This window comes from Winogradskyella ursingii, assembly GCF_013403975.1.
GTDB classification, from domain to species: domain Bacteria; phylum Bacteroidota; class Bacteroidia; order Flavobacteriales; family Flavobacteriaceae; genus Winogradskyella; species Winogradskyella ursingii.
Window position 1 is genome coordinate 83,882 of record NZ_JABFDH010000004.1, and the last position, 19,059, is coordinate 102,940.

Here is a 19,059-nt window from a genome sequence, read left to right on the forward strand (position 1 = left end):
ATTTTTGGTTTATACAAAAGTTACCTCAACCTCTTAAAATCATTTTAAAGATATGGATGATGATTAATAAATTAATGTCGTTGCCTGACAGCTTCATATAAAAAAGTACCTTAAGCAACAGAAATATTTATAATTTCAAATTTATGTAAGATTGGAAGTTTAGCTTGTGCAAATTAATTAGGGTAATTCAACTAATTTTTAATCACTTTTTTATTAATGATTCTAGAACCAGAATAAATTTTTAAATAATAAATACCTTCTGCATATTCTGATAAATCTATTTTAGAACTTTTGATTTCGTTCATTCTACGCCCCAAAGCATTGTATATATCAATTTTATCAATTGGGATTTTTGCATTAATTTCAATCTTGTTTTTAGATGGATTTGGAAATACTTTAACGATTGATTCTTCAAAATTAGAAATGCTCAAACTGTTGCACGAAGTAAGATCTGGATTTAGTTCTAATGTTGGTCCAGGTGTTAAGTCCCTTCCGATAAATCCAGGGTAATCCATATTATATTTAAAAGCTCTAAAGGTGAGATTGTCGGCTGGTGCCGAATCTCCTTGCGAAGTGGAAGTCCCATTATTGCTGCTAATTGGGTTGATGTATTCCCACACTTTTTCTCCATTTGAATTGATCTCGAAAAAATGCCCTTCCCTGCCTTCACATATTAATATATTTCCGTTATCTAATTGTTGTGCACTACTTACTATTCCCGAAAAAAACTCTGAGGGATCTGAGGATAGGTCCGAGTAAGTATAGTCAGGGTTCGTTGGTTCGTATGCTGTATTTGGCGCATAGTCGTAAACACCGAAACTGGTTTCTGGAGGTGAAATTATGTCAATCTGTGAGAAGTTGGGAGTTCTACCATTTCCATTGTTGAAAATTATAATTTTATCTTCATTTGGTAAACCAGGCTCAATAAAGTAAGGAGTATGTTGTCCGAATAATTTTCTGTCATTTAATGTGCCTTGCCTGTAAACTTCAGGGTTGCCCCATCTGTAAAGAAAGTCTCCGCCTTTATTGTAAATTCCGCCTGAGCTTGTTGCCGCCTCACTTGTTGAAGTTGAATGGTCTATAATCCATATTTCACTCAGATTTCTTGAGCTGATTATAATTTGATCTCGTGCTTGGTTATATTGTATTGAATTTAAATGGAGCCAATTGTTAGAGCCACTTCCGTTATTAGTATAATTAATATCTAGTAGTTGTTGGTTTTCGCTGACATTCCCAAAGTTATCTTTTGTACTATCAAAATCTTGAATCAAATGATCTTTGATATTCCATTCCCATACAATATTTGCTTGATTTGTTCCAATTGGCTCTACTTCAATAATTTGTTCATTGTATAATTCTCCGTCTTGAAGCAAGTTGGGGTTTCTGCCTGCCTGTATTGCTTCTGATTGGGACATTAAAGTAGCAGCCAATATAAGGACATTACCATTTGGCATCGGGTAAACATCATGATGTTGTCTAAAATCATTACTACTATAAGTGTAAGACCACAAGACGTTTCCGTCCCAATCAAAAAGTTCTACGATACCTCCTGTGCCAGGAAAGGTTATATTGCTGCTCCCGTCATTCAACCTTCCGGCTCTTAATAAATTTCCATTTTCTAATAGATATACAGCGTTACCTGGCGGATAGTTGCTATCCCATTGATTTATGACCTCTCCGCAATTATTAATAAGATATGATTTTGTGTGTACGGTAAACAATGTGAAGGCATCATTTACATCTTCTGTGATGGTGATGGTTCCAACTGTGTTCTGACTTTGCAGAAGATTAATAGAGAAAATTAAGGTAAAAAAATATATCTTTTTCATAATTGTAATTTAAATCAAGCAATTTTTTTACAAACTTAATTTTTTAATTAAAATGTAGCCGTTAAACTTAAATGAACTTTAGAGTCCGATAACTTGAAAGGCCTGTTCTCTGTTTTTCCGCTTGAATAATTAAGTTTAAAAAGCCCAGCATTAGTCAATAGCCCAAAACCAAATCCAAAACCAAATAATTTAGTTTTGAGATCTGAAAGTTTGTTCTCAAAATAGGCAAAATCAAATACTGAGTGCACATAAATACTATTGCTCAAGCGGTATCGATATTCAGTATTAATTACACCATAGAGGTCAGCGACTAAGCTGTTTTCTTCAAACCCTCGGATAGAATTAATGCCGCCAAACCGGAACAATTCATTATCCAAATAGTCGTCCGAAACTAAAATAGCGCTATTGACCCTGGCGAAAACACTATTTCTGTTGTTTAGGTTAAATATTTTGTAAGTCTCTAGATTAAAAACGCTTTGATCCTGTTGGCCTAAATTGTTGGTTCGGTCTCCAAAACCAGTTGAAAAGTCAAAATAAAAATTTATTGGAAATAACGGGTCGTAATATTGAGGATTTATGAAACTATAACTTAAAGTATAAAAACGAGAGCTGTAATCATTTAACTGATTGGTTTCGTTTTCTAATAAGTTTGTTGACGTTACTCCCAATATACCAATACCAAGTTGGTGCTTGGGATTGATTTGATAATTCACCTTTAGTTTTTGAGTAACATTAGAAAACGTTGAGTCTTGCCTAAAAATGTTTAGACCAACATCAATGCCAATAGGTGATGTGAAAAGGTATGGTAGCTTAGCATCAACTCTAAAGGTCAGTTGGTCTATTTCGTCACTTTTATAAAATAGATTTAAGCTCTCACCAAAATTTAAATTATTGACAAGCCTCAAGTCCAAATAACCATCAAATTCAATTTTGTTTGTCTGTTCGTTAGTGCCAAAACCTAAAAATCCGTCAAAATTATTTGATCTAGTTTTTTCAACATATATGTATAGTATAGTAGAATCCTTGGTGAAAAGCACTTCAGGATCTTTAATTTTATTTGCAAAAGGCAAGTCTTCTAGAAGTTCAACCTTTTTCTTTATATCATTTAAGTTGAATGATTTATACTTCCGTAGCTTTAAAAATCGCTTCACATAAGATTTTGGGAATTTTTCATAGCCTTTAACAACGATACCATCTATGCGTCTCTTTTGATTATTAATAATTATTAATTGAGCTGAGATTAAGGTAGAATCCAATTTGTTGAAATCAATTAATTGTAAAGTAGAAAACGGATCACCTTTCTCCGCGATTTTAGAATTCAGTTGGGTTAGTGAGTTTTCGAGCTGAGGAATGTTGACCTCGAAGAAATTTTCCCCTAATTTATGGTTTATGAGTTTTAGTAATTCAACATTGAAATTTGAGTCAAAATAAATCCTGATGGAGTTGATTCTTTTTCCTAAAGTAAACTGTGCACTAAAAAGTGTATCGTTTTTTTTAATAATGCTATCTATTTCGTTGTCAATATACCCTTGCTTTGTAAGTTTGCTTTTAAGCTTGGCAATTTCCGATTCAAGATTTTTGTAGTTATCAAAAACTTTTGAATAACCTAAGGAATCAATAAATGCCGAATTGGTTTCAGTTTCAGCTTCAATTTTTAGGTGAATAGATTGTCCTATTGACTGATTAGTAATAGTCAAAAGAAAAATAACAAAAACAATCCGGGCATTTTCAATCATTATATATTATAAGATTTTTTCAAATTTATATAACCTACTTTTTTATCCAATATGTTTCTAAATTAAAAGCGGTCTAAAATCTTATTTAAGAACGTAAAAATATACCTTATTATATAGGTCAAGAATTAAAGTTTCAAATTCTTTGTAAAATTAATGACTAACTGTTTGAATAATTAATATTAATTTCTACCTTTGCAGCCCTCAAAAGTGAGGGTTAATAAAATTTATATAGAAATATATGCCAACAATTTCACAATTAGTACGAAAAGGAAGAGCCAAAATAACCAAGAAGAGTAAATCGGCTGCTTTAGATTCGTGTCCTCAGAGACGTGGTGTATGTACTCGTGTTTATACAACGACACCTAAAAAACCAAACTCAGCAATGCGTAAGGTGGCAAGGGTTCGTTTAACAAACGGAAACGAGGTTAATGCATACATTGGTGGAGAGGGTCACAACCTACAAGAGCACTCGATAGTATTGGTTAGAGGTGGAAGGGTAAAAGATTTGCCAGGTGTTAGATATCACATCGTTCGTGGTGCATTGGATACAGCAGGTGTTGCTGGTCGCACACAACGTAGATCTAAGTATGGTGCAAAACGCCCTAAGAAGTAATTTAAAACTTTAAGAAGAAGACATGAGAAAAAGAGCAGCAAAAAAGAGACCGCTTTTACCAGACCCAAGATTTAACGATCAGTTAGTGACGCGTTTTGTTAACATGATGATGTGGGACGGTAAAAAGTCTGTAGCTTTTAAAGTATTCTATGATGCAATTGATATTGTTGAAGAGAAGAAGAATGACGACGAAAAAACAGCTTTAGAAATTTGGAAAGAAGCATTGTCAAATGTGATGCCTCACGTAGAAGTACGTAGCCGTCGTGTTGGTGGAGCAACATTCCAGATCCCAATGCAGATTCGTCCGGACCGTAAGGTTTCTACTGCGATGAAATGGTTAATTAGCTATTCTCGTAAAAGAAACGAAAAATCTATGGCTCAACGCTTAGCATCAGAAGTATTAGCTGCGGCTAAGGAAGAAGGTGCGGCTGTTAAGAAAAGAATGGATACTCATAAGATGGCAGAAGCAAACAAAGCATTCTCACACTTTAGATTTTAGAAAATGGCACAAAGAGATTTAAAATACACAAGAAATATAGGTATTGCCGCGCATATTGATGCTGGTAAGACCACAACTACAGAGCGTATCCTTTATTATACAGGTGTGTCTCACAAGATTGGAGAGGTGCATGATGGTGCAGCCACTATGGACTGGATGGAGCAAGAGCAGGAGAGAGGTATTACAATTACTTCAGCTGCAACTACTTGTACATGGAAGTTCCCAATGGAAAACGCACAACCATTACCTGAAACAAAGGATTACCATTTTAATATTATTGATACTCCTGGCCACGTAGATTTTACCGTAGAGGTAAACAGATCTTTACGTGTATTGGATGGTTTGGTATTCTTGTTTAGTGCAGTTGATGGTGTAGAGCCACAATCTGAAACTAACTGGAGACTTGCGGATAACTACAAAGTGCCACGTATTGGTTTCGTTAATAAGATGGATCGTCAGGGATCTAACTTTTTAGGAGTTTGTCAGCAAGTAAAAGATATGTTGAAGTCTAATGCGGTGCCAATTGTACTTAATATTGGTGATGAGATAGACTTTAAAGGAATTATTGACTTAGTAAAAAACAGAGCTATTGTTTGGCATGATGAAACACAAGGGGCAACTTTTGATGTTGTTGATATTCCTGAGGAATTAAAGCCAGAAGCAAGAAAATATAGAGCTTTATTAATTGAAGAAGTTGCAAGCTACGATGAGAACTTGTTAGAAAAGTTCATGGAGGACGAAGACTCAATTACAGAAGATGAAGTGCACGCTGCACTTAGAGCTGCTGTAATGGATATGGCCATCATTCCAATGATCTGTGGTTCTGCGTTTAAGAATAAAGGAGTACAGTTTTTATTAGATGCTGTTTGTCGTTACTTACCTTCTCCAGTAGATAAAGAAGGAATAATAGGTGTAAACCCAGACACTGAAAAAGAAGAAATTCGTAAGCCAGATGTAAAGGAGCCATTTGCTGCCTTAGCATTTAAGATTGCTACAGATCCATTTGTAGGTCGTTTAGCATTCTTTAGAGCATATTCTGGTCGTTTAGATGCAGGGTCTTACATTTTAAATAACCGTTCGGGTAAAAAAGAACGTATCTCACGTATTTACCAGATGCACTCTAATAAGCAAAATGCTATCGATTACATCGAGGCAGGTGATATAGGTGCAGCTGTTGGGTTTAAAGACATTAAGACTGGTGATACCATGACTGATGAAAAACACCCTATTGTTTTAGAATCTATGGACTTCCCAGATCCAGTAATTGGTATCGCAGTTGAGCCTAAGACTAAAGCTGATGTAGATAAGTTAGGTATGTCATTAGCTAAATTAGCTGAAGAAGATCCAACATTTACAGTAAGAACAGACGAAGCGTCAGGACAGACTATTATATCTGGTATGGGTGAGCTTCACTTAGATATTATTGTAGACCGTTTACGTCGTGAATTTAAAGTAGAAGTAAACCAGGGTCAGCCACAAGTTGAGTATAAAGAGGCAATTACAAGAGCTGCAGATCATAGAGAAGTTTACAAAAAGCAATCAGGTGGTCGTGGTAAATTTGCTGATATCGTATTTACGGTTGAGCCAGCTGAGGAAGGCAAAGTAGGTTTAGAGTTTGTTTCTGAAATTAAAGGTGGTAACGTTCCTAAAGAATTTATCCCTTCAATCGAAAAAGGATTCAAAATGGCAATGGTAAATGGACCGTTAGCAGGCTTCGAGGTTGATGCAATGAAAGTGACTTTGAAAGATGGATCTTATCACGATGTGGATTCGGATCAACTATCGTTTGAGTTGGCTGCAAAATTAGGATTTAAAAATGCTGCAAAAGCGGCAAAGGCTGTAATCATGGAGCCAATCATGAAACTTGAGGTGATTACACCAGAAGAGAACATGGGTGATATTGTCGGCGATTTAAATAGAAGAAGAGGTCAAGTAAGTGATATGGGTGATAGAGCTGGAGCAAAAACTGTTAAAGCGACTGTGCCATTATCTGAAATGTTTGGATATGTAACTACATTAAGAACGTTATCTTCAGGTAGAGCAACGTCAACAATGGAATTTTCTCACTATGCTGAAACACCATCTAATGTATCAGAAGAGGTAATTAAAGCAGCTAAAGGAGTTGAATCGTAAATCTTAAGAAAATGAGTCAAAAAATCAGAATAAAATTAAAGTCTTACGATCACAACTTAGTGGACAAATCTGCTGATAAGATTGTAAAAACAGTAAAAAGTACAGGTGCTGTGGTAACGGGTCCAATCCCATTGCCAACTCACAAGAAAATTTTCACTGTGTTACGTTCACCGCACGTAAACAAGAAGTCTAGAGAACAATTTCAATTAAGCTCTTATAAGAGATTATTGGATATTTACTCTTCGTCTTCTAAGACAATTGATGCTCTAATGAAGCTTGAATTGCCAAGTGGAGTTGAAGTTGAGATTAAGGTGTAATGACGAAACTTCGGTCAATGAGCGAAGTCTAAGCAAACATGTCCTAAGCTGCGGGCGAAGGAAAAACGGTAAAAAATACAATTCAAGGCTGAAACGTATTTTTCAGCCTTGAATTTTAAATAATCAATAAATAATAATTATGTCTGGGTTAATTGGAAAAAAAATCGGTATGACCAGCATTTTCGATGAAAATGGAAAGAATATTCCATGTACAGTAATCGAAGCTGGACCATGTATCGTTACCCAAGTCAGAACCGAAGAAGTGGATGGCTACAATGCTCTTCAGTTAGGTTTCGATGACGCGACAGAAAAAAGCGCTACAAAAGCAGACTTAGGTCATGCAAAAAAAGCGGGTACTTCTGTAAAACGCAAAGTTGTTGAATTCAAAGGTTTTGGTGAGGAGTACAAATTAGGTGATGCTATCACAGTAGAACAATTTACTGAAGGGGAATTTGTGGATATCGCAGGTACTTCTAAGGGTAAAGGTTTTCAAGGTGTAGTAAAACGTCACGGATTCGGTGGTGTAGGTCAAGCAACGCATGGTCAACACAACCGATTAAGAGCTCCTGGTTCTATTGGTGCAGCTTCTTATCCTGCGAGAGTATTCAAAGGAATGAAGATGGCCGGAAGAATGGGTGGAGATACAGTTAAAGTTCAAAATTTAAGAGTTTACAAAGTAGTTCCAGAAAAGAACTTACTTGTTGTGAAGGGATGTGTTCCTGGTCATAAAAACTCTTATGTAATTATTGAGAAGTAATGAAAGTAGCAGTTTTAGATATAAACGGAAAAGATACGGGAAGAAAAGCTGAGCTTTCTAAAGACGTATTCGCTATAGAGCCTAATAACCACGCAGTCTATTTAGATGTTAAGCAATACTTAGCAAATCAAAGACAAGGTACACATAAGGCTAAAGAAAGAGCAGAAATTACTGGAAGTACGCGTAAGATCAAAAAACAAAAAGGAACAGGTACAGCTCGTGCAGGTTCAATTAAGTCTGGTCTGTTTAAAGGCGGTGGTCGTATGTTTGGTCCAAGACCAAGAAATTACGGTTTTAAGCTTAATAAAAACGTGAAGCGATTAGCACGTAAATCTGCATTAAGTATTAAGGCAAATGATAAGTCAATAATGGTATTGGAAGATTTTAATTTTGATGCTCCAAAAACTAAAAACTTCATCAATGTTTTAAAGGCTTTAGAGGTTGAAAACAAAAAATCTCTTATTGTGTTGGGTGGGTCAAATAATAATGTATATTTGTCATCACGCAATTTCAAAGGGTCTGAAGTTGTAACAGCTTCAGAATTAAGTACTTATAAAATAATGAATGCTAATAAAGTTATTCTATTAGAAGGTGCATTAGAAGGAATTGAATCGAATTTAAGTAAATAGAACAGATGAGTATCTTAATAAAACCTATCATCACAGAAAAAGCAACTATGCAAAGTGAGTTGCTAAATGCGTATGCATTTGAAGTGAATACAAAGGCGAACAAGGTAGAAATCAAAAAAGCGGTAGAAGCTGCTTATGGAGTTTCTGTTGAAAAAGTTCGTACGATAAATGTCCGTCCAGAAAGAAGAACTCGTTTTACAAAAACGGGTGTTCAACGTGGTAAAACAAATGCTGTTAAAAAGGCGATTGTACAACTGGCGGAAGGTGAGACAATAGATTTATACACTAACATGTAATTTTAGACATTAATGTCAGTAAGAAAATTAAAACCGATCACATCAGCTCAGCGATTTAGAGTAGTAAATGGATTTGACGCCATCACTACTGATAAGCCGGAGAAAAGCTTGCTTGCTCCGAAAAAAAGATCTGGTGGTAGAAACAGTCAAGGAAAAATGACGATTCGCCAAGTAGGTGGAGGTCATAAGAAAAGGTATCGTATTATCGATTTTAAACGTAACAAAACTGGTATACCAGCAGAGGTTAAGTCAATCGAGTATGATCCAAACAGAACAGCATTTATTGCATTACTTAATTATCAAGATGGCGAGAAACGTTACGTTATCGCTCAAAATGGTCTACAAGTTGGTCAAAATGTTGTATCTGGTAAAAGTGGTATCGCTCCAGAAATTGGAAATGCAATGCCATTAAGTGAAATACCTTTAGGAACAATCATTTCTTGTATAGAGTTACGTCCTGGTCAAGGTGCTGTTATGGCGCGTAGTGCAGGTGCATTTGCTCAACTAATGGCAAGAGGTGATAAATTTGCTACGGTAAAACTTCCATCTGGTGAAACTAGAATGATTTTAGTGACTTGTATGGCAACTATTGGTGTGATTTCAAATTCTGATCATCAGTTACTAGTATCTGGTAAAGCAGGTAGAAGCAGATGGTTAGGTAGACGTCCAAGAGTAAGACCAGTAGTGATGAACCCGGTAGATCACCCAATGGGTGGTGGTGAAGGTAAGTCTTCAGGTGGTCATCCAAGATCTAGAAACGGTATACCTGCAAAAGGTTACAGAACACGTTCTAGGACTAAGTCAAGTAACAAGTATATTGTAGAACGTAGAAAGAAATAATTAAGATAGTATGGCACGTTCATTAAAAAAAGGACCTTATATCCACTATAAATTAGAAAAGAAAGTTTCAGAAAATGTAGCTTCGAATAAAAAGACAGTTATTAAAACTTGGTCTAGAGCATCAATGATATCTCCAGATTTTGTTGGTCAAACTATAGCAGTTCATAACGGTCGTCAATTTGTTCCAGTTTACGTTACTGAAAACATGGTAGGTCACAAATTAGGAGAATTTTCACCAACAAGATCTTTTAGAGGTCATGCAGGTGCTAAGAATAAAGGTAAAAAATAAGAATCATGGGAAGTCGTAAAAAACAAATGGCGGAAGCTATTAAGGCGGAAAAAAAGCTGGTTGCTTTTGCTAAGCTAAATAACTGTCCTACATCACCACGAAAGATGCGCCTAGTAGCGGATTTAGTAAGAGGTCAAAAGGCAGAAAAAGCTCTTCAGATTCTTAGATTCAGCCAAAAAGAAGCGTCTCGTCGTTTAGAAAAATTGGTTATGTCTGCTATTGCAAACTGGCAAGCTAAAAATGAAGATGCAGATGTTGAAGAGGCTAATCTTTTCATTAAAGAGATTAGAGTAGATGGTGGAGCAATGCTTAAGCGTTTGCGTCCAGCACCTCAAGGTAGAGCACATAGAATTAGAAAAAGATCTAATCACGTAACCGTGGTTGTAGATGCATTAAATAAAACACAAAGCTAAGATAGAGATATGGGACAAAAGACAAATCCAATCGGAAATCGCTTAGGAATTATCAGAGGATGGGAATCTAACTGGTACGGAGGAAACGATTATGGTGATAAACTTGCCGAAGACGATAAGATTAGAAAGTATATTCATGCTCGTCTATCTAAAGCTAGTGTAAGTAGAGTAATTATTGAGCGTACGCTTAAACTTGTAACCGTTACTATCACTACTGCTAGACCTGGTATTATTATCGGTAAAGGTGGTCAAGAGGTAGATAAGTTAAAAGAAGAGCTTAAAAAGATTACTGGTAAAGAAGTTCAATTGAACATCTTTGAAATTAAAAGACCTGAGCTAGATGCATTTTTGGTAGCATCAAGTGTTGCTCGTCAAATAGAAAGTAGAATTTCTTACAGACGTGCAATAAAAATGGCTATCGCTGCGGCAATGCGTATGAATGCTGAGGGAATAAAAATTCAAATTAGTGGTCGTTTGAATGGTGCTGAAATGGCACGTTCAGAGCACTATAAGGAAGGTCGTATTCCTTTATCAACCTTTAGAGCAGATATAGATTATGCTTTGGTTGAAGCACATACTACATATGGTAGATTAGGTGTTAAAGTTTGGATTATGAAAGGCGAAGTATATGGGAAAAGAGAGCTTTCTCCGTTAGTTGGTCTGGCCAAACAAAAAGGTAAAGGTGGACGTGGAGGAAATAAAAATCAACGTCGTAGAAAGTAATTTTTAAGTAAAAGACAATGTTACAGCCTAAAAGAACAAAATTTCGTAAGCAGCAAAAAGGACGTATGAAGGGTAATGCCGGGAGAGGTCATTTGTTATCAAATGGGACCTTCGGTATCAAATCCTTAGACTCATCTTTTATAACTGCTCGTCAAATAGAAGCAGCACGTATCGCCGCTACTCGTTACATGAAGAGAGAAGGATCTATCTGGATTAAAATATTCCCGGATAAGCCTATCACAAAGAAACCTCTTGAAGTACGTATGGGTAAAGGAAAGGGTGCCGTAGAATATTGGGCAGCTGTTGTAAAACCAGGACGTGTGTTATTTGAGATAAGCGGTGTGCCGTTAGAGACTGCACAAGAAGCGCTTAGATTAGCGGCACAAAAACTTCCTGTAAAAACTAAGTTTGTCATAGCTAGAGATTACGAAGCTTAATAAAAAGATATTATGAAGCAATCAGAAATTAAACAGCTTTCAACGGCTGAGTTACAAGAGAAACTTAGTGAAACTAAAAAGAGTTATACAGACCTGAAAATGGCTCATGCTATATCTCCTTTAGAAAATCCAATTCAGTTACGTCACGCACGTCGTACTGTGGCTAGAGTTGCGACAGAATTAACTAAAAGAGACGATCAATAATTGTATTCTGCTGAAAGATGGAAAAAAGAAATTTAAGAAAAGAACGTATAGGTGTTGTTACAAGCAATAAAATGGAAAAATCCATTGTTGTTGCTGAAGTGAAAAAAGTAAAGCACCCTATGTATGGAAAGTTCGTGTTAAAGACAAAAAAGTATGTCGCGCACGATGAAACAAATGACTGCAACGAAGGAGATACTGTAAAGATTATGGAAACTAGACCTTTAAGTAAATCTAAATGTTGGAGATTAGTAGAAATAATTGAAAGAGCGAAGTAATTATGGTACAACAAGAATCAAGATTAAAAGTAGCTGACAACACTGGTGCTAAGGAGGTTTTAACTATCCGAGTATTAGGAGGTACGAAAAGAAGATATGCTTCTGTAGGTGATAAAATAGTTGTATCTGTCAAAGATGCCACACCAAACGGAAACATTAAAAAAGGTGCTGTTTCTACAGCAGTTGTTGTACGTACATCAAAAGAAGTAAGACGTCCAGATGGATCTTATATTAGGTTTGATGACAATGCATGTGTGCTTTTAAACCCAACGGGAGAAATGAGAGGAACACGTGTTTTTGGCCCAGTAGCTAGAGAACTTCGTGATAAACAATTCATGAAAATTGTATCATTGGCACCAGAAGTGCTTTAATTGATAAATAAAATGACAAAGTTTAAAATTAAATCAGGAGATACTGTAAAAGTAATTGCCGGTGATCATAAAGGATCTGAAGGTAAAGTGCTTCAGGTATTAAAAGATAAGAACAAAGCCATCGTAGAAGGTGTGAATATGGTTAAGAAACATACTAAACCAAGTGCACAAAACCCTCAAGGAGGCATTGTAGAGAAGGAAGCATCGATTCATATGTCTAACTTATCATTGTTCACTGAAAAAGGTGAAACAACAAGAGTTGGTTATAGAATGGATGGTGATAATAAAGTAAGATTTTCTAAAAAATCTAATGAAGTAATTTAATTATGGCTTACGTTGCAAGATTAAAACAAGAGTATAAGGACAAAGTTGTTCCTGCTCTTACGGAAGAATTTGGTTACAAAAATGTAATGCAGGTACCAAAACTAAAAAAGATAGTATTATCTAAGGGTGTTGGTGCAGCTGTTGCGGACAAGAAATTAATTGATCACGCGGTGGATGAGCTTACAAAAATAACTGGACAGAAAGCTATACACACTATGTCTAAGAAAGACGTTGCTTCTTTTAAGTTACGTAAAGGTATGCCTATTGGCGCTAAAGTAACATTACGAGGTGAGCAAATGTTCGAGTTTTTAGATCGTTTAGTGACTTCAGCTTTACCACGAGTTAGAGATTTTAACGGTATTAAAGCTTCGGGTTTTGATGGACGTGGAAATTACAACTTAGGTGTAACAGAACAAATTATCTTTCCAGAAATTGATATTGATAAAGTTAATAAAATTTCAGGAATGGATATCACATTTGTGACTTCTGCAGAAACTGATAAGGAAGCGAAGTCATTATTAACAGAATTAGGATTACCATTTAAAAAGAATTAATTATGGCTAAAGAATCAATGAAAGCCCGTGAGGTTAAGCGTGCAAAAATGGTTGCTAAATATGCGGAAAAACGCAAAGCTTTAAAAGAGGCTGGTGATTACGAAGCATTACAAAAGTTGCCAAAGAACGCCTCACCGGTACGTCAGCATAACCGTTGTAAATTAACTGGAAGACCAAGAGGTTATATGAGACAGTTTGGTATTTCTCGTGTTCTATTTAGAGAAATGGCTAACCAAGGTTTAATTCCTGGTGTCAAAAAGGCAAGTTGGTAAAATTATAAATTGGTTTCAGGTTCTGGCATTATATGTCTGAAAACCGTTACCGCAAATTAATATATATGTACACAGATCCAATAGCGGATTATTTAACGCGAGTTAGAAATGCTGTGAAAGCAAACCACAGAGTGGTTGAAATTCCTGCTTCTAACTTAAAGAAAGAAATGACTAAGATTTTATTCGAACAAGGATATATCTTAAGTTACAAGTTTGATGATGAATCTACACCTCAAGGTATTATTAAAATTGCTTTGAAGTACAGTAAGGACACGAAAGAGTCTGTTATCAAAAAAATTCAAAGAATCAGTAAACCAGGTTTACGTAAATATGCTTCTTCTAACGAGATGCCTAGAATCTTAAATGGTCTAGGTATAGCAATTGTTTCTACTTCACATGGTGTGATGACAGGTAAGCAAGCGCAAAGAGAAAACGTTGGTGGAGAAGTATTGTGTTACGTTTACTAAAAACAGGAAATTATGTCAAGAATAGGTAAAAACCCAATAACAATTCCTGAAGGTGTAACAGTTGAAGTTAAAGACAACATGATTACCGCTAAAGGTAAGCTTGGTGAATTAACTCAAGAATATTCAGAAATTAAGATAAAAGTAGAAGACGGAACTATTACATTAGAACGTGATTCTGACAAGAAAGATTTAAGGGCTAAACACGGTCTGTACAGATCATTAATATTTAATATGATTGAAGGTGTTTCTAAAGGTTGGACCAAACAATTAGAATTGGTTGGTGTAGGTTATAGAGCATCTAATCAAGGGCAAAAATTAGATTTAGCCGTAGGATTTTCTCATAACATCATTATGGATATTGCTCCAGAAGTGACTGTAGAGACCATCACAGAAAAAGGTAAAAATCCAATAGTTAAATTAACATCTTTTGACAAACAATTGGTAGGTCAAGTAGCTGCGAAGATTCGTGGTTTTAGAAAACCAGAACCTTACAAAGGAAAAGGTATCAAGTTTGTTGGTGAAGAAATTAGAAGAAAAGCAGGTAAATCAGCTTAATAATTAAGTTATGGCATTGACAAAGAACGAAAGAAGAACAAGAATTAAAAACAGAATCCGTAAGGTTGTCGTTGGTACTGAAGCTAGACCAAGATTATCTGTTTTTAGAAGTAATAAAGAAATTTATGCTCAAGTCGTAGATGATGTAACTGGTAAAACTTTAGCTGCTGCATCGTCAAGAGACAAGGATATTGCAAAGTCAAAAGCAAATAAGACTGAAGTTGCTGCTTTAGTTGGTAAGGCTGTTGCAGAAAAAGCTATGAAAGCTGGTGTTGAAACTATTTCTTTTGATAGAGGTGGTTATTTATATCACGGAAGAGTAAAATCATTAGCTGAAGGAGCTAGAGAAGCAGGACTTAAATTTTAAGACATTATGTATCAAAAATATAAAAACGCAGAGCTTGTTAAACCAGGCGGATTAGAATTAAAAGATCGCTTAGTAGGCGTACAGCGTGTAACTAAAGTAACAAAAGGTGGTAGAGCATTTGGTTTTTCTGCTATTGTTGTAGTAGGTGATGAAGAAGGTGTTGTAGGCCATGGTTTAGGTAAGTCTAAAGATGTTGCAACTGCTATCGCAAAAGCTGTAGAAGACGCTAAAAAGAATTTAGTAAGAATTCCTATTATCAAAGGAACATTACCTCATGAGCAAAAAGGTAAGTACGGCGGAGCACGAGTTAATATTATTCCTGCTGCAGCTGGTACGGGAGTAATTGCTGGTGGTGCTGTTAGAACTGTACTTGAAGCAGTTGGTGTACATGACGTATTATCTAAATCTCAAGGCTCTTCTAATCCTCACAATGTGGTTAAAGCAACGTTTGATGCTTTATTGCAGTTAAGAGACGCTAAATCTGTAGCTAAAGAACGTGGTATTTCACTTGAAAAAGTATTTAACGGATAATTATAGTACAAAGTACAAAGTAGGAAGTAAGTAGTTTTAACTACAATAAATACTGATTGCTTTTCACTTTACACTTAATACTAAGTAAAAGATGGGAAAGATTAAAGTAACTAAAGTAAAAAGTGCAATCAACCGCACTAAAAACCAAAAGCTAATTTTAGAAGCTTTGGGTTTAAAGAAAATTGGGCAGGTTGTAGAACACAATGACACACCAAATATTCTTGGTATGGTTAACAAAGTAGAACATTTAGTTTCTGTAGAGGAAGCTTAAAAATATAACTTAACAATGGATTTAAGTAATTTAAAACCTGCAGAAGGTTCAGTAAAAAGTCAAGGAAAGCGCATTGGTCGTGGTCAAGGTTCTGGTAAAGGCGGAACGGCGACTAGAGGTCACAAAGGTGCTAAGTCACGTTCTGGATATTCTAAGAAATTAGGATTTGAAGGTGGGCAGATGCCATTACAAAGACGTGTGCCTAAGTTTGGATTTACAAACATCAATCGTGTTTCATATCAAGGTGTAAACGTTGATACGTTACAACAATTGGTTGACGAAAAGAAAATAAAAGACACAGTTGATTTTGAAACTCTTGTATCTATGGGATTAGCCGATAAGAATGATTTGGTTAAGATTTTAGGTAGAGGTGAATTAAAAGCAAAATTAACAGTAACTGCTCATAAATTTACTGCAACAGCAAAAGCTGCTATAGAAGCTGCTGGTGGTGAAGCCGTAACTTTATAAGATTTTAGGATGAAGATAATAGATACATTAAAGAACGTTTGGAAAATCACAGAACTCAAGGATAGAATTATCTTAACCTTGGGTTTGTTGCTTGTTTATCGTTTTGGTGCTCAGGTTGTTTTACCAGGTATTAATATTAATGCCTTAGGTGGTTTGCAAGCTGGAGTAGATGGCGGAATTTTAGGATTGTTAAATGCCTTTACAGGTGGTGCATTTGCAAACGCATCTGTATTTGCATTAGGTATAATGCCTTACATTTCTGCATCTATTGTAGTTCAGTTAATGGGTATTGCGATTCCTTATTTGCAAAAACTTCAAAAGGAAGGTGCAAGTGGTCAGAAGAAAATCACTCAAATAACACGATGGTTGACTATTGGTATATGTTTAGTGCAGGCACCAGGATATTTAGCTAGTGTACCAGCATTATCTGGTGCATCTTCAATGAGTGCTATGTTGTTACCAGGATTTGATGTTAATGTTTTTTATGTATCATCTGTAATTATTTTGGTAACTGGTTGTGTATTCGCAATGTGGTTAGGTGAGAAAATAACAGATAAAGGTATTGGTAATGGTATTTCATTATTAATTATGGTTGGTATCATTGCAACGTTGCCACAATCATTTATTCAAAATGCGGTTTCAAGAACTGCTGGAGACGGAGGGTTTATGATGATATTAATAGAGTTGGTAATTTGGTTCTTAATTATCTTAGCTTCTGTATTCTTGGTTATGGCAGTACGAAAAATTGCTGTCCAGTATGCGAGAAGAACTGCCTCTGGTGGTTACGAGAAAAACGTATTTGGATCACGTCAGTTTTTACCATTAAAATTGAATGCCTCTGGTGTAATGCCAATTATCTTTGCACAGGCAATTATGTTTGTTCCTGGATTGATTGGAGGGTCTTCATTTATGAAAGATTCTGCTGCTGGTCAATGGATGCAGACTAATTTTTCAGACATATTCGGGTTTTGGTATAATTTAGTATTTGCTTTATTGATTATAATTTTTACATATTTCTATACTGCGATTACGGTACCTACTAATAAAATGGCAGATGATCTTAAACGTAGCGGTGGGTTTATCCCAGGTATTCGTCCAGGATCTGAAACCTCTGAGTATTTGGATAAGATTATGTCACAAATCACATTACCTGGTTCAATATTCTTAGCATTAATTGCAATATTTCCTGCGTTTGTTGTTAAGTTGATGAACGTTCAAGCTGGTTGGGCATTATTTTTTGGCGGAACATCGTTACTAATTATGGTTGGTGTAGCTATTGATACAATGCAACAGATTAATTCTTATTTATTGAATAAGCATTATGATGGCTTGATGAAAACAGGAAAAAACAGAAAAGCGGTGGCGCAATAAGCATAAACTGATTAGATGTCAGTCTCAAAAATTAGGCAAGGTATTTGCACCTTTTAGACTGAATACTAAAAATAAATTATGGCAAAACAAGCAGCAATAGAACAAGACGGAACAATAATAGAGGCATTGTCAAATGCTATGTTCCGTGTGGAATTAGAAAATGGTCACATTGTGACAGCACATATCTCGGGTAAGATGCGTATGCACTATATCAAGTTGTTACCTGGAGACAAAGTGAAATTAGAAATGAGTCCTTACGATTTAACTAAGGCTCGTATAACATATAGATACTAAAGTATATTGGTGGCTAAGGCAATCAAAGCCGCGAATTATTTATAAAAAACAATAGAGATGAAAGTAAGAGCATCAGTAAAGAAAAGAAGCGCAGACTGTAAATTGGTGCGCAGAAAAGGAAGACTTTACGTTATTAACAAAAAGAATCCTAGATTCAAACAAAGACAAGGATAAAAAAAAGTCATTGGTAATTAGTAGTTAGATGAATCTGTCTGAAATAGAAATGTTTAGGATTCTAACAACTAAAAGCTAACAGCTAAAAACTAGAAAAGATATGGCAAGAATTGCAGGTGTTGACATACCGAAACAAAAAAGAGGAGTAATATCCTTAACTTATATCTATGGAATAGGTAGAAGTAGAGCACAAGAAATTTTAGCGGAAGCTAAAGTAGACGAAAGCACTAAAGTAGAAGATTGGACAGACGACGAAATCGGAGCAATCCGTGAGGTGGTTGGTTCTTTTAAGATTGAAGGTGAATTACGTTCTGAAACAAAAAATAATATCAAGAGATTGATGGATATTGGTTGCTATAGAGGTATTCGTCATAGGTCAGGTCTACCATTAAGAGGCCAACGTACTAAAAACAACTCTCGTACAAGAAAAGGAAGAAGAAAAACAGTTGCTAACAAGAAAAAAGTAACTAAGTAATAATTAAGACATTAGTCATTAGTAATGAGACGTTAGATGAATCTGTTCGAAATCGAAAGGTTTAGGATTCTAACAACTAAAAGCTAACAACTAGAAACTATAAAACATGGCAAAGTCAAGTACAAAAAAACGTAAAGTAATCGTTGATGCGATAGGAGAAGCTCACATAACAGCATCTTTTAATAATATCATCGTTTCTTTAACAAACAAAAAAGGTGACGTAATTTCTTGGTCATCAGCAGGTAAAATGGGCTTTAGAGGTTCTAAGAAGAACACTCCATACGCTGCTCAATTGGCTGCAGAAGATGCTGCAGGTGTGGCAAAAGAAGCTGGATTAAAAAAAGTAAAAGTTTACGTTAAAGGTCCTGGTAACGGTAGAGAATCTGCTATCAGATCTATACATAATTCAGGTATTGAAGTATCAGAAATTATTGATGTAACTCCAATGCCACATAACGGTTGTCGTCCTCCAAAGAGACGTCGTGTCTAATCTGAATTCATTTCAGAATCTAAAGACGCAATTAATAAATTATCATTTTAAACTAATATCATTCTTTAATGCTTGGTATTAGTTT

31 protein-coding genes are annotated in these 19,059 nt (G+C 35.6%); 29 read left to right on the forward strand and 2 right to left on the reverse strand.

Annotation, left to right across the window (positions count from 1 at the left end; translation table 11 throughout):
• Positions 1-191: 191 nt before the first annotated feature.
• On the reverse strand, positions 192-1,829 hold the full coding sequence (locus HM983_RS10695) for an aryl-sulfate sulfotransferase (RefSeq protein WP_218841854.1): 1,638 nt from the start codon (positions 1,827-1,829) through the stop codon (positions 192-194).
• A gap of 47 nt (positions 1,830-1,876) precedes the next feature.
• Entirely contained in the window at positions 1,877-3,565 is a 1,689-nt protein-coding gene (locus HM983_RS10700; RefSeq protein ID WP_218841855.1) for a BamA/TamA family outer membrane protein, read from the reverse strand.
• Between the two features lie 238 nt (positions 3,566-3,803).
• On the opposite strand from HM983_RS10700, the gene rpsL reads away from it, so the two are divergent.
• The 29 genes from rpsL to rpsK all read left to right on the forward strand — a co-directional run bounded on the left by rpsL (position 3,804) and on the right by rpsK (position 18,974).
• Positions 3,804-4,178 (forward strand): 30S ribosomal protein S12, encoded by a 375-nt coding sequence (rpsL, locus tag HM983_RS10705; RefSeq protein ID WP_008269190.1) that lies wholly within the window; start codon positions 3,804-3,806, stop codon positions 4,176-4,178.
• Between the two features lie 22 nt (positions 4,179-4,200).
• A complete protein-coding gene (gene rpsG / locus HM983_RS10710) occupies positions 4,201-4,677 on the forward strand; it encodes a 30S ribosomal protein S7 (protein ID WP_179345435.1) in 477 nt (158 codons plus the stop codon).
• A 3-nt stretch (positions 4,678-4,680) separates the two neighbouring features.
• Positions 4,681-6,810 (forward strand): elongation factor G, encoded by a 2,130-nt coding sequence (gene fusA, locus HM983_RS10715; protein WP_179345436.1) that lies wholly within the window; start codon positions 4,681-4,683, stop codon positions 6,808-6,810.
• 11 nt (positions 6,811-6,821) lie between these two features.
• The gene (gene rpsJ / locus HM983_RS10720; RefSeq protein WP_007650482.1) at positions 6,822-7,127 is read left to right on the forward strand and encodes a 30S ribosomal protein S10; all 306 of its coding nucleotides are present in this window, start codon (positions 6,822-6,824) and stop codon (positions 7,125-7,127) included.
• Between the two features lie 139 nt (positions 7,128-7,266).
• A complete protein-coding gene (rplC, locus tag HM983_RS10725; RefSeq protein ID WP_179345437.1) occupies positions 7,267-7,884 on the forward strand; it encodes a 50S ribosomal protein L3 in 618 nt (205 codons plus the stop codon).
• Positions 7,884-8,513, forward strand: a complete 630-nt coding sequence (rplD, locus tag HM983_RS10730) for a 50S ribosomal protein L4 (RefSeq protein ID WP_179345438.1) — start codon at positions 7,884-7,886, stop codon at positions 8,511-8,513. Before rplC ends, rplD begins: the two co-directional genes overlap by 1 nt.
• 5 nt (positions 8,514-8,518) lie before the next feature.
• Positions 8,519-8,809, forward strand: coding sequence for a 50S ribosomal protein L23 (gene rplW / locus HM983_RS10735; protein WP_179345439.1), 291 nt, complete (start codon positions 8,519-8,521; stop codon positions 8,807-8,809).
• A gap of 12 nt (positions 8,810-8,821) precedes the next feature.
• Positions 8,822-9,649: a 50S ribosomal protein L2 gene (gene rplB / locus HM983_RS10740; RefSeq protein WP_179345440.1), complete on the forward strand. Its 828-nt coding sequence runs from the start codon at positions 8,822-8,824 to the stop codon at positions 9,647-9,649.
• A 10-nt stretch (positions 9,650-9,659) separates the two neighbouring features.
• Positions 9,660-9,938: a 30S ribosomal protein S19 gene (rpsS, locus tag HM983_RS10745; protein WP_179345441.1), complete on the forward strand. Its 279-nt coding sequence runs from the start codon at positions 9,660-9,662 to the stop codon at positions 9,936-9,938.
• 5 nt (positions 9,939-9,943) lie between these two features.
• Positions 9,944-10,351, forward strand: a complete 408-nt coding sequence (rplV, locus tag HM983_RS10750; protein ID WP_179345442.1) for a 50S ribosomal protein L22 — start codon at positions 9,944-9,946, stop codon at positions 10,349-10,351.
• A 9-nt stretch (positions 10,352-10,360) separates the two neighbouring features.
• Positions 10,361-11,074: a 30S ribosomal protein S3 gene (rpsC, locus tag HM983_RS10755; protein WP_179345443.1), complete on the forward strand. Its 714-nt coding sequence runs from the start codon at positions 10,361-10,363 to the stop codon at positions 11,072-11,074.
• Between the two features lie 17 nt (positions 11,075-11,091).
• On the forward strand, positions 11,092-11,511 hold the full coding sequence (rplP, locus tag HM983_RS10760) for a 50S ribosomal protein L16 (protein WP_179345444.1): 420 nt from the start codon (positions 11,092-11,094) through the stop codon (positions 11,509-11,511).
• Positions 11,512-11,523: 12 nt separating this feature from the next.
• Positions 11,524-11,715 (forward strand): 50S ribosomal protein L29, encoded by a 192-nt coding sequence (gene rpmC / locus HM983_RS10765; protein ID WP_179345445.1) that lies wholly within the window; start codon positions 11,524-11,526, stop codon positions 11,713-11,715.
• A gap of 17 nt (positions 11,716-11,732) precedes the next feature.
• A complete protein-coding gene (gene rpsQ, locus HM983_RS10770) occupies positions 11,733-11,990 on the forward strand; it encodes a 30S ribosomal protein S17 (protein ID WP_114300015.1) in 258 nt (85 codons plus the stop codon).
• Positions 11,991-11,992: 2 nt separating this feature from the next.
• Positions 11,993-12,361, forward strand: coding sequence for a 50S ribosomal protein L14 (gene rplN, locus HM983_RS10775; protein WP_179345446.1), 369 nt, complete (start codon positions 11,993-11,995; stop codon positions 12,359-12,361).
• A gap of 12 nt (positions 12,362-12,373) precedes the next feature.
• Positions 12,374-12,685, forward strand: coding sequence for a 50S ribosomal protein L24 (gene rplX, locus HM983_RS10780; protein WP_179345447.1), 312 nt, complete (start codon positions 12,374-12,376; stop codon positions 12,683-12,685).
• Positions 12,686-12,687: 2 nt separating this feature from the next.
• Positions 12,688-13,239 (forward strand): 50S ribosomal protein L5, encoded by a 552-nt coding sequence (gene rplE / locus HM983_RS10785; RefSeq protein WP_179345448.1) that lies wholly within the window; start codon positions 12,688-12,690, stop codon positions 13,237-13,239.
• Positions 13,240-13,241: 2 nt separating this feature from the next.
• The gene (gene rpsN, locus HM983_RS10790) at positions 13,242-13,511 is read left to right on the forward strand and encodes a 30S ribosomal protein S14 (protein ID WP_179345449.1); all 270 of its coding nucleotides are present in this window, start codon (positions 13,242-13,244) and stop codon (positions 13,509-13,511) included.
• Between the two features lie 65 nt (positions 13,512-13,576).
• Positions 13,577-13,978 (forward strand): 30S ribosomal protein S8, encoded by a 402-nt coding sequence (gene rpsH, locus HM983_RS10795; protein WP_179345450.1) that lies wholly within the window; start codon positions 13,577-13,579, stop codon positions 13,976-13,978.
• A 12-nt stretch (positions 13,979-13,990) separates the two neighbouring features.
• Positions 13,991-14,533 (forward strand): 50S ribosomal protein L6, encoded by a 543-nt coding sequence (rplF, locus tag HM983_RS10800; protein ID WP_179345451.1) that lies wholly within the window; start codon positions 13,991-13,993, stop codon positions 14,531-14,533.
• Between the two features lie 10 nt (positions 14,534-14,543).
• Positions 14,544-14,900, forward strand: a complete 357-nt coding sequence (gene rplR / locus HM983_RS10805; protein WP_179345452.1) for a 50S ribosomal protein L18 — start codon at positions 14,544-14,546, stop codon at positions 14,898-14,900.
• 6 nt (positions 14,901-14,906) lie between these two features.
• A complete protein-coding gene (gene rpsE / locus HM983_RS10810) occupies positions 14,907-15,431 on the forward strand; it encodes a 30S ribosomal protein S5 (RefSeq protein WP_179345453.1) in 525 nt (174 codons plus the stop codon).
• Positions 15,432-15,522: 91 nt separating this feature from the next.
• Positions 15,523-15,702, forward strand: a complete 180-nt coding sequence (rpmD, locus tag HM983_RS10815; protein WP_179345454.1) for a 50S ribosomal protein L30 — start codon at positions 15,523-15,525, stop codon at positions 15,700-15,702.
• 15 nt (positions 15,703-15,717) lie between these two features.
• Positions 15,718-16,170 carry a 50S ribosomal protein L15 gene (rplO, locus tag HM983_RS10820; RefSeq protein ID WP_179345455.1) on the forward strand — a complete coding sequence of 151 codons (453 nt, stop codon included), beginning with the start codon at positions 15,718-15,720 and terminating at the stop codon, positions 16,168-16,170.
• Positions 16,171-16,179: 9 nt separating this feature from the next.
• Positions 16,180-17,541: a preprotein translocase subunit SecY gene (gene secY, locus HM983_RS10825; protein ID WP_179345456.1), complete on the forward strand. Its 1,362-nt coding sequence runs from the start codon at positions 16,180-16,182 to the stop codon at positions 17,539-17,541.
• A 78-nt stretch (positions 17,542-17,619) separates the two neighbouring features.
• Entirely contained in the window at positions 17,620-17,835 is a 216-nt protein-coding gene (infA, locus tag HM983_RS10830) for a translation initiation factor IF-1 (protein ID WP_007094967.1), read from the forward strand.
• Positions 17,836-17,892: 57 nt separating this feature from the next.
• Positions 17,893-18,009 carry a type B 50S ribosomal protein L36 gene (gene ykgO / locus HM983_RS10835; RefSeq protein ID WP_008269159.1) on the forward strand — a complete coding sequence of 39 codons (117 nt, stop codon included), beginning with the start codon at positions 17,893-17,895 and terminating at the stop codon, positions 18,007-18,009.
• A gap of 100 nt (positions 18,010-18,109) precedes the next feature.
• Positions 18,110-18,484: a 30S ribosomal protein S13 gene (gene rpsM / locus HM983_RS10840; protein WP_179345457.1), complete on the forward strand. Its 375-nt coding sequence runs from the start codon at positions 18,110-18,112 to the stop codon at positions 18,482-18,484.
• Between the two features lie 106 nt (positions 18,485-18,590).
• Entirely contained in the window at positions 18,591-18,974 is a 384-nt protein-coding gene (rpsK, locus tag HM983_RS10845) for a 30S ribosomal protein S11 (RefSeq protein ID WP_179345458.1), read from the forward strand.
• The last annotated feature ends 85 nt before the right edge of the window (positions 18,975-19,059 follow it).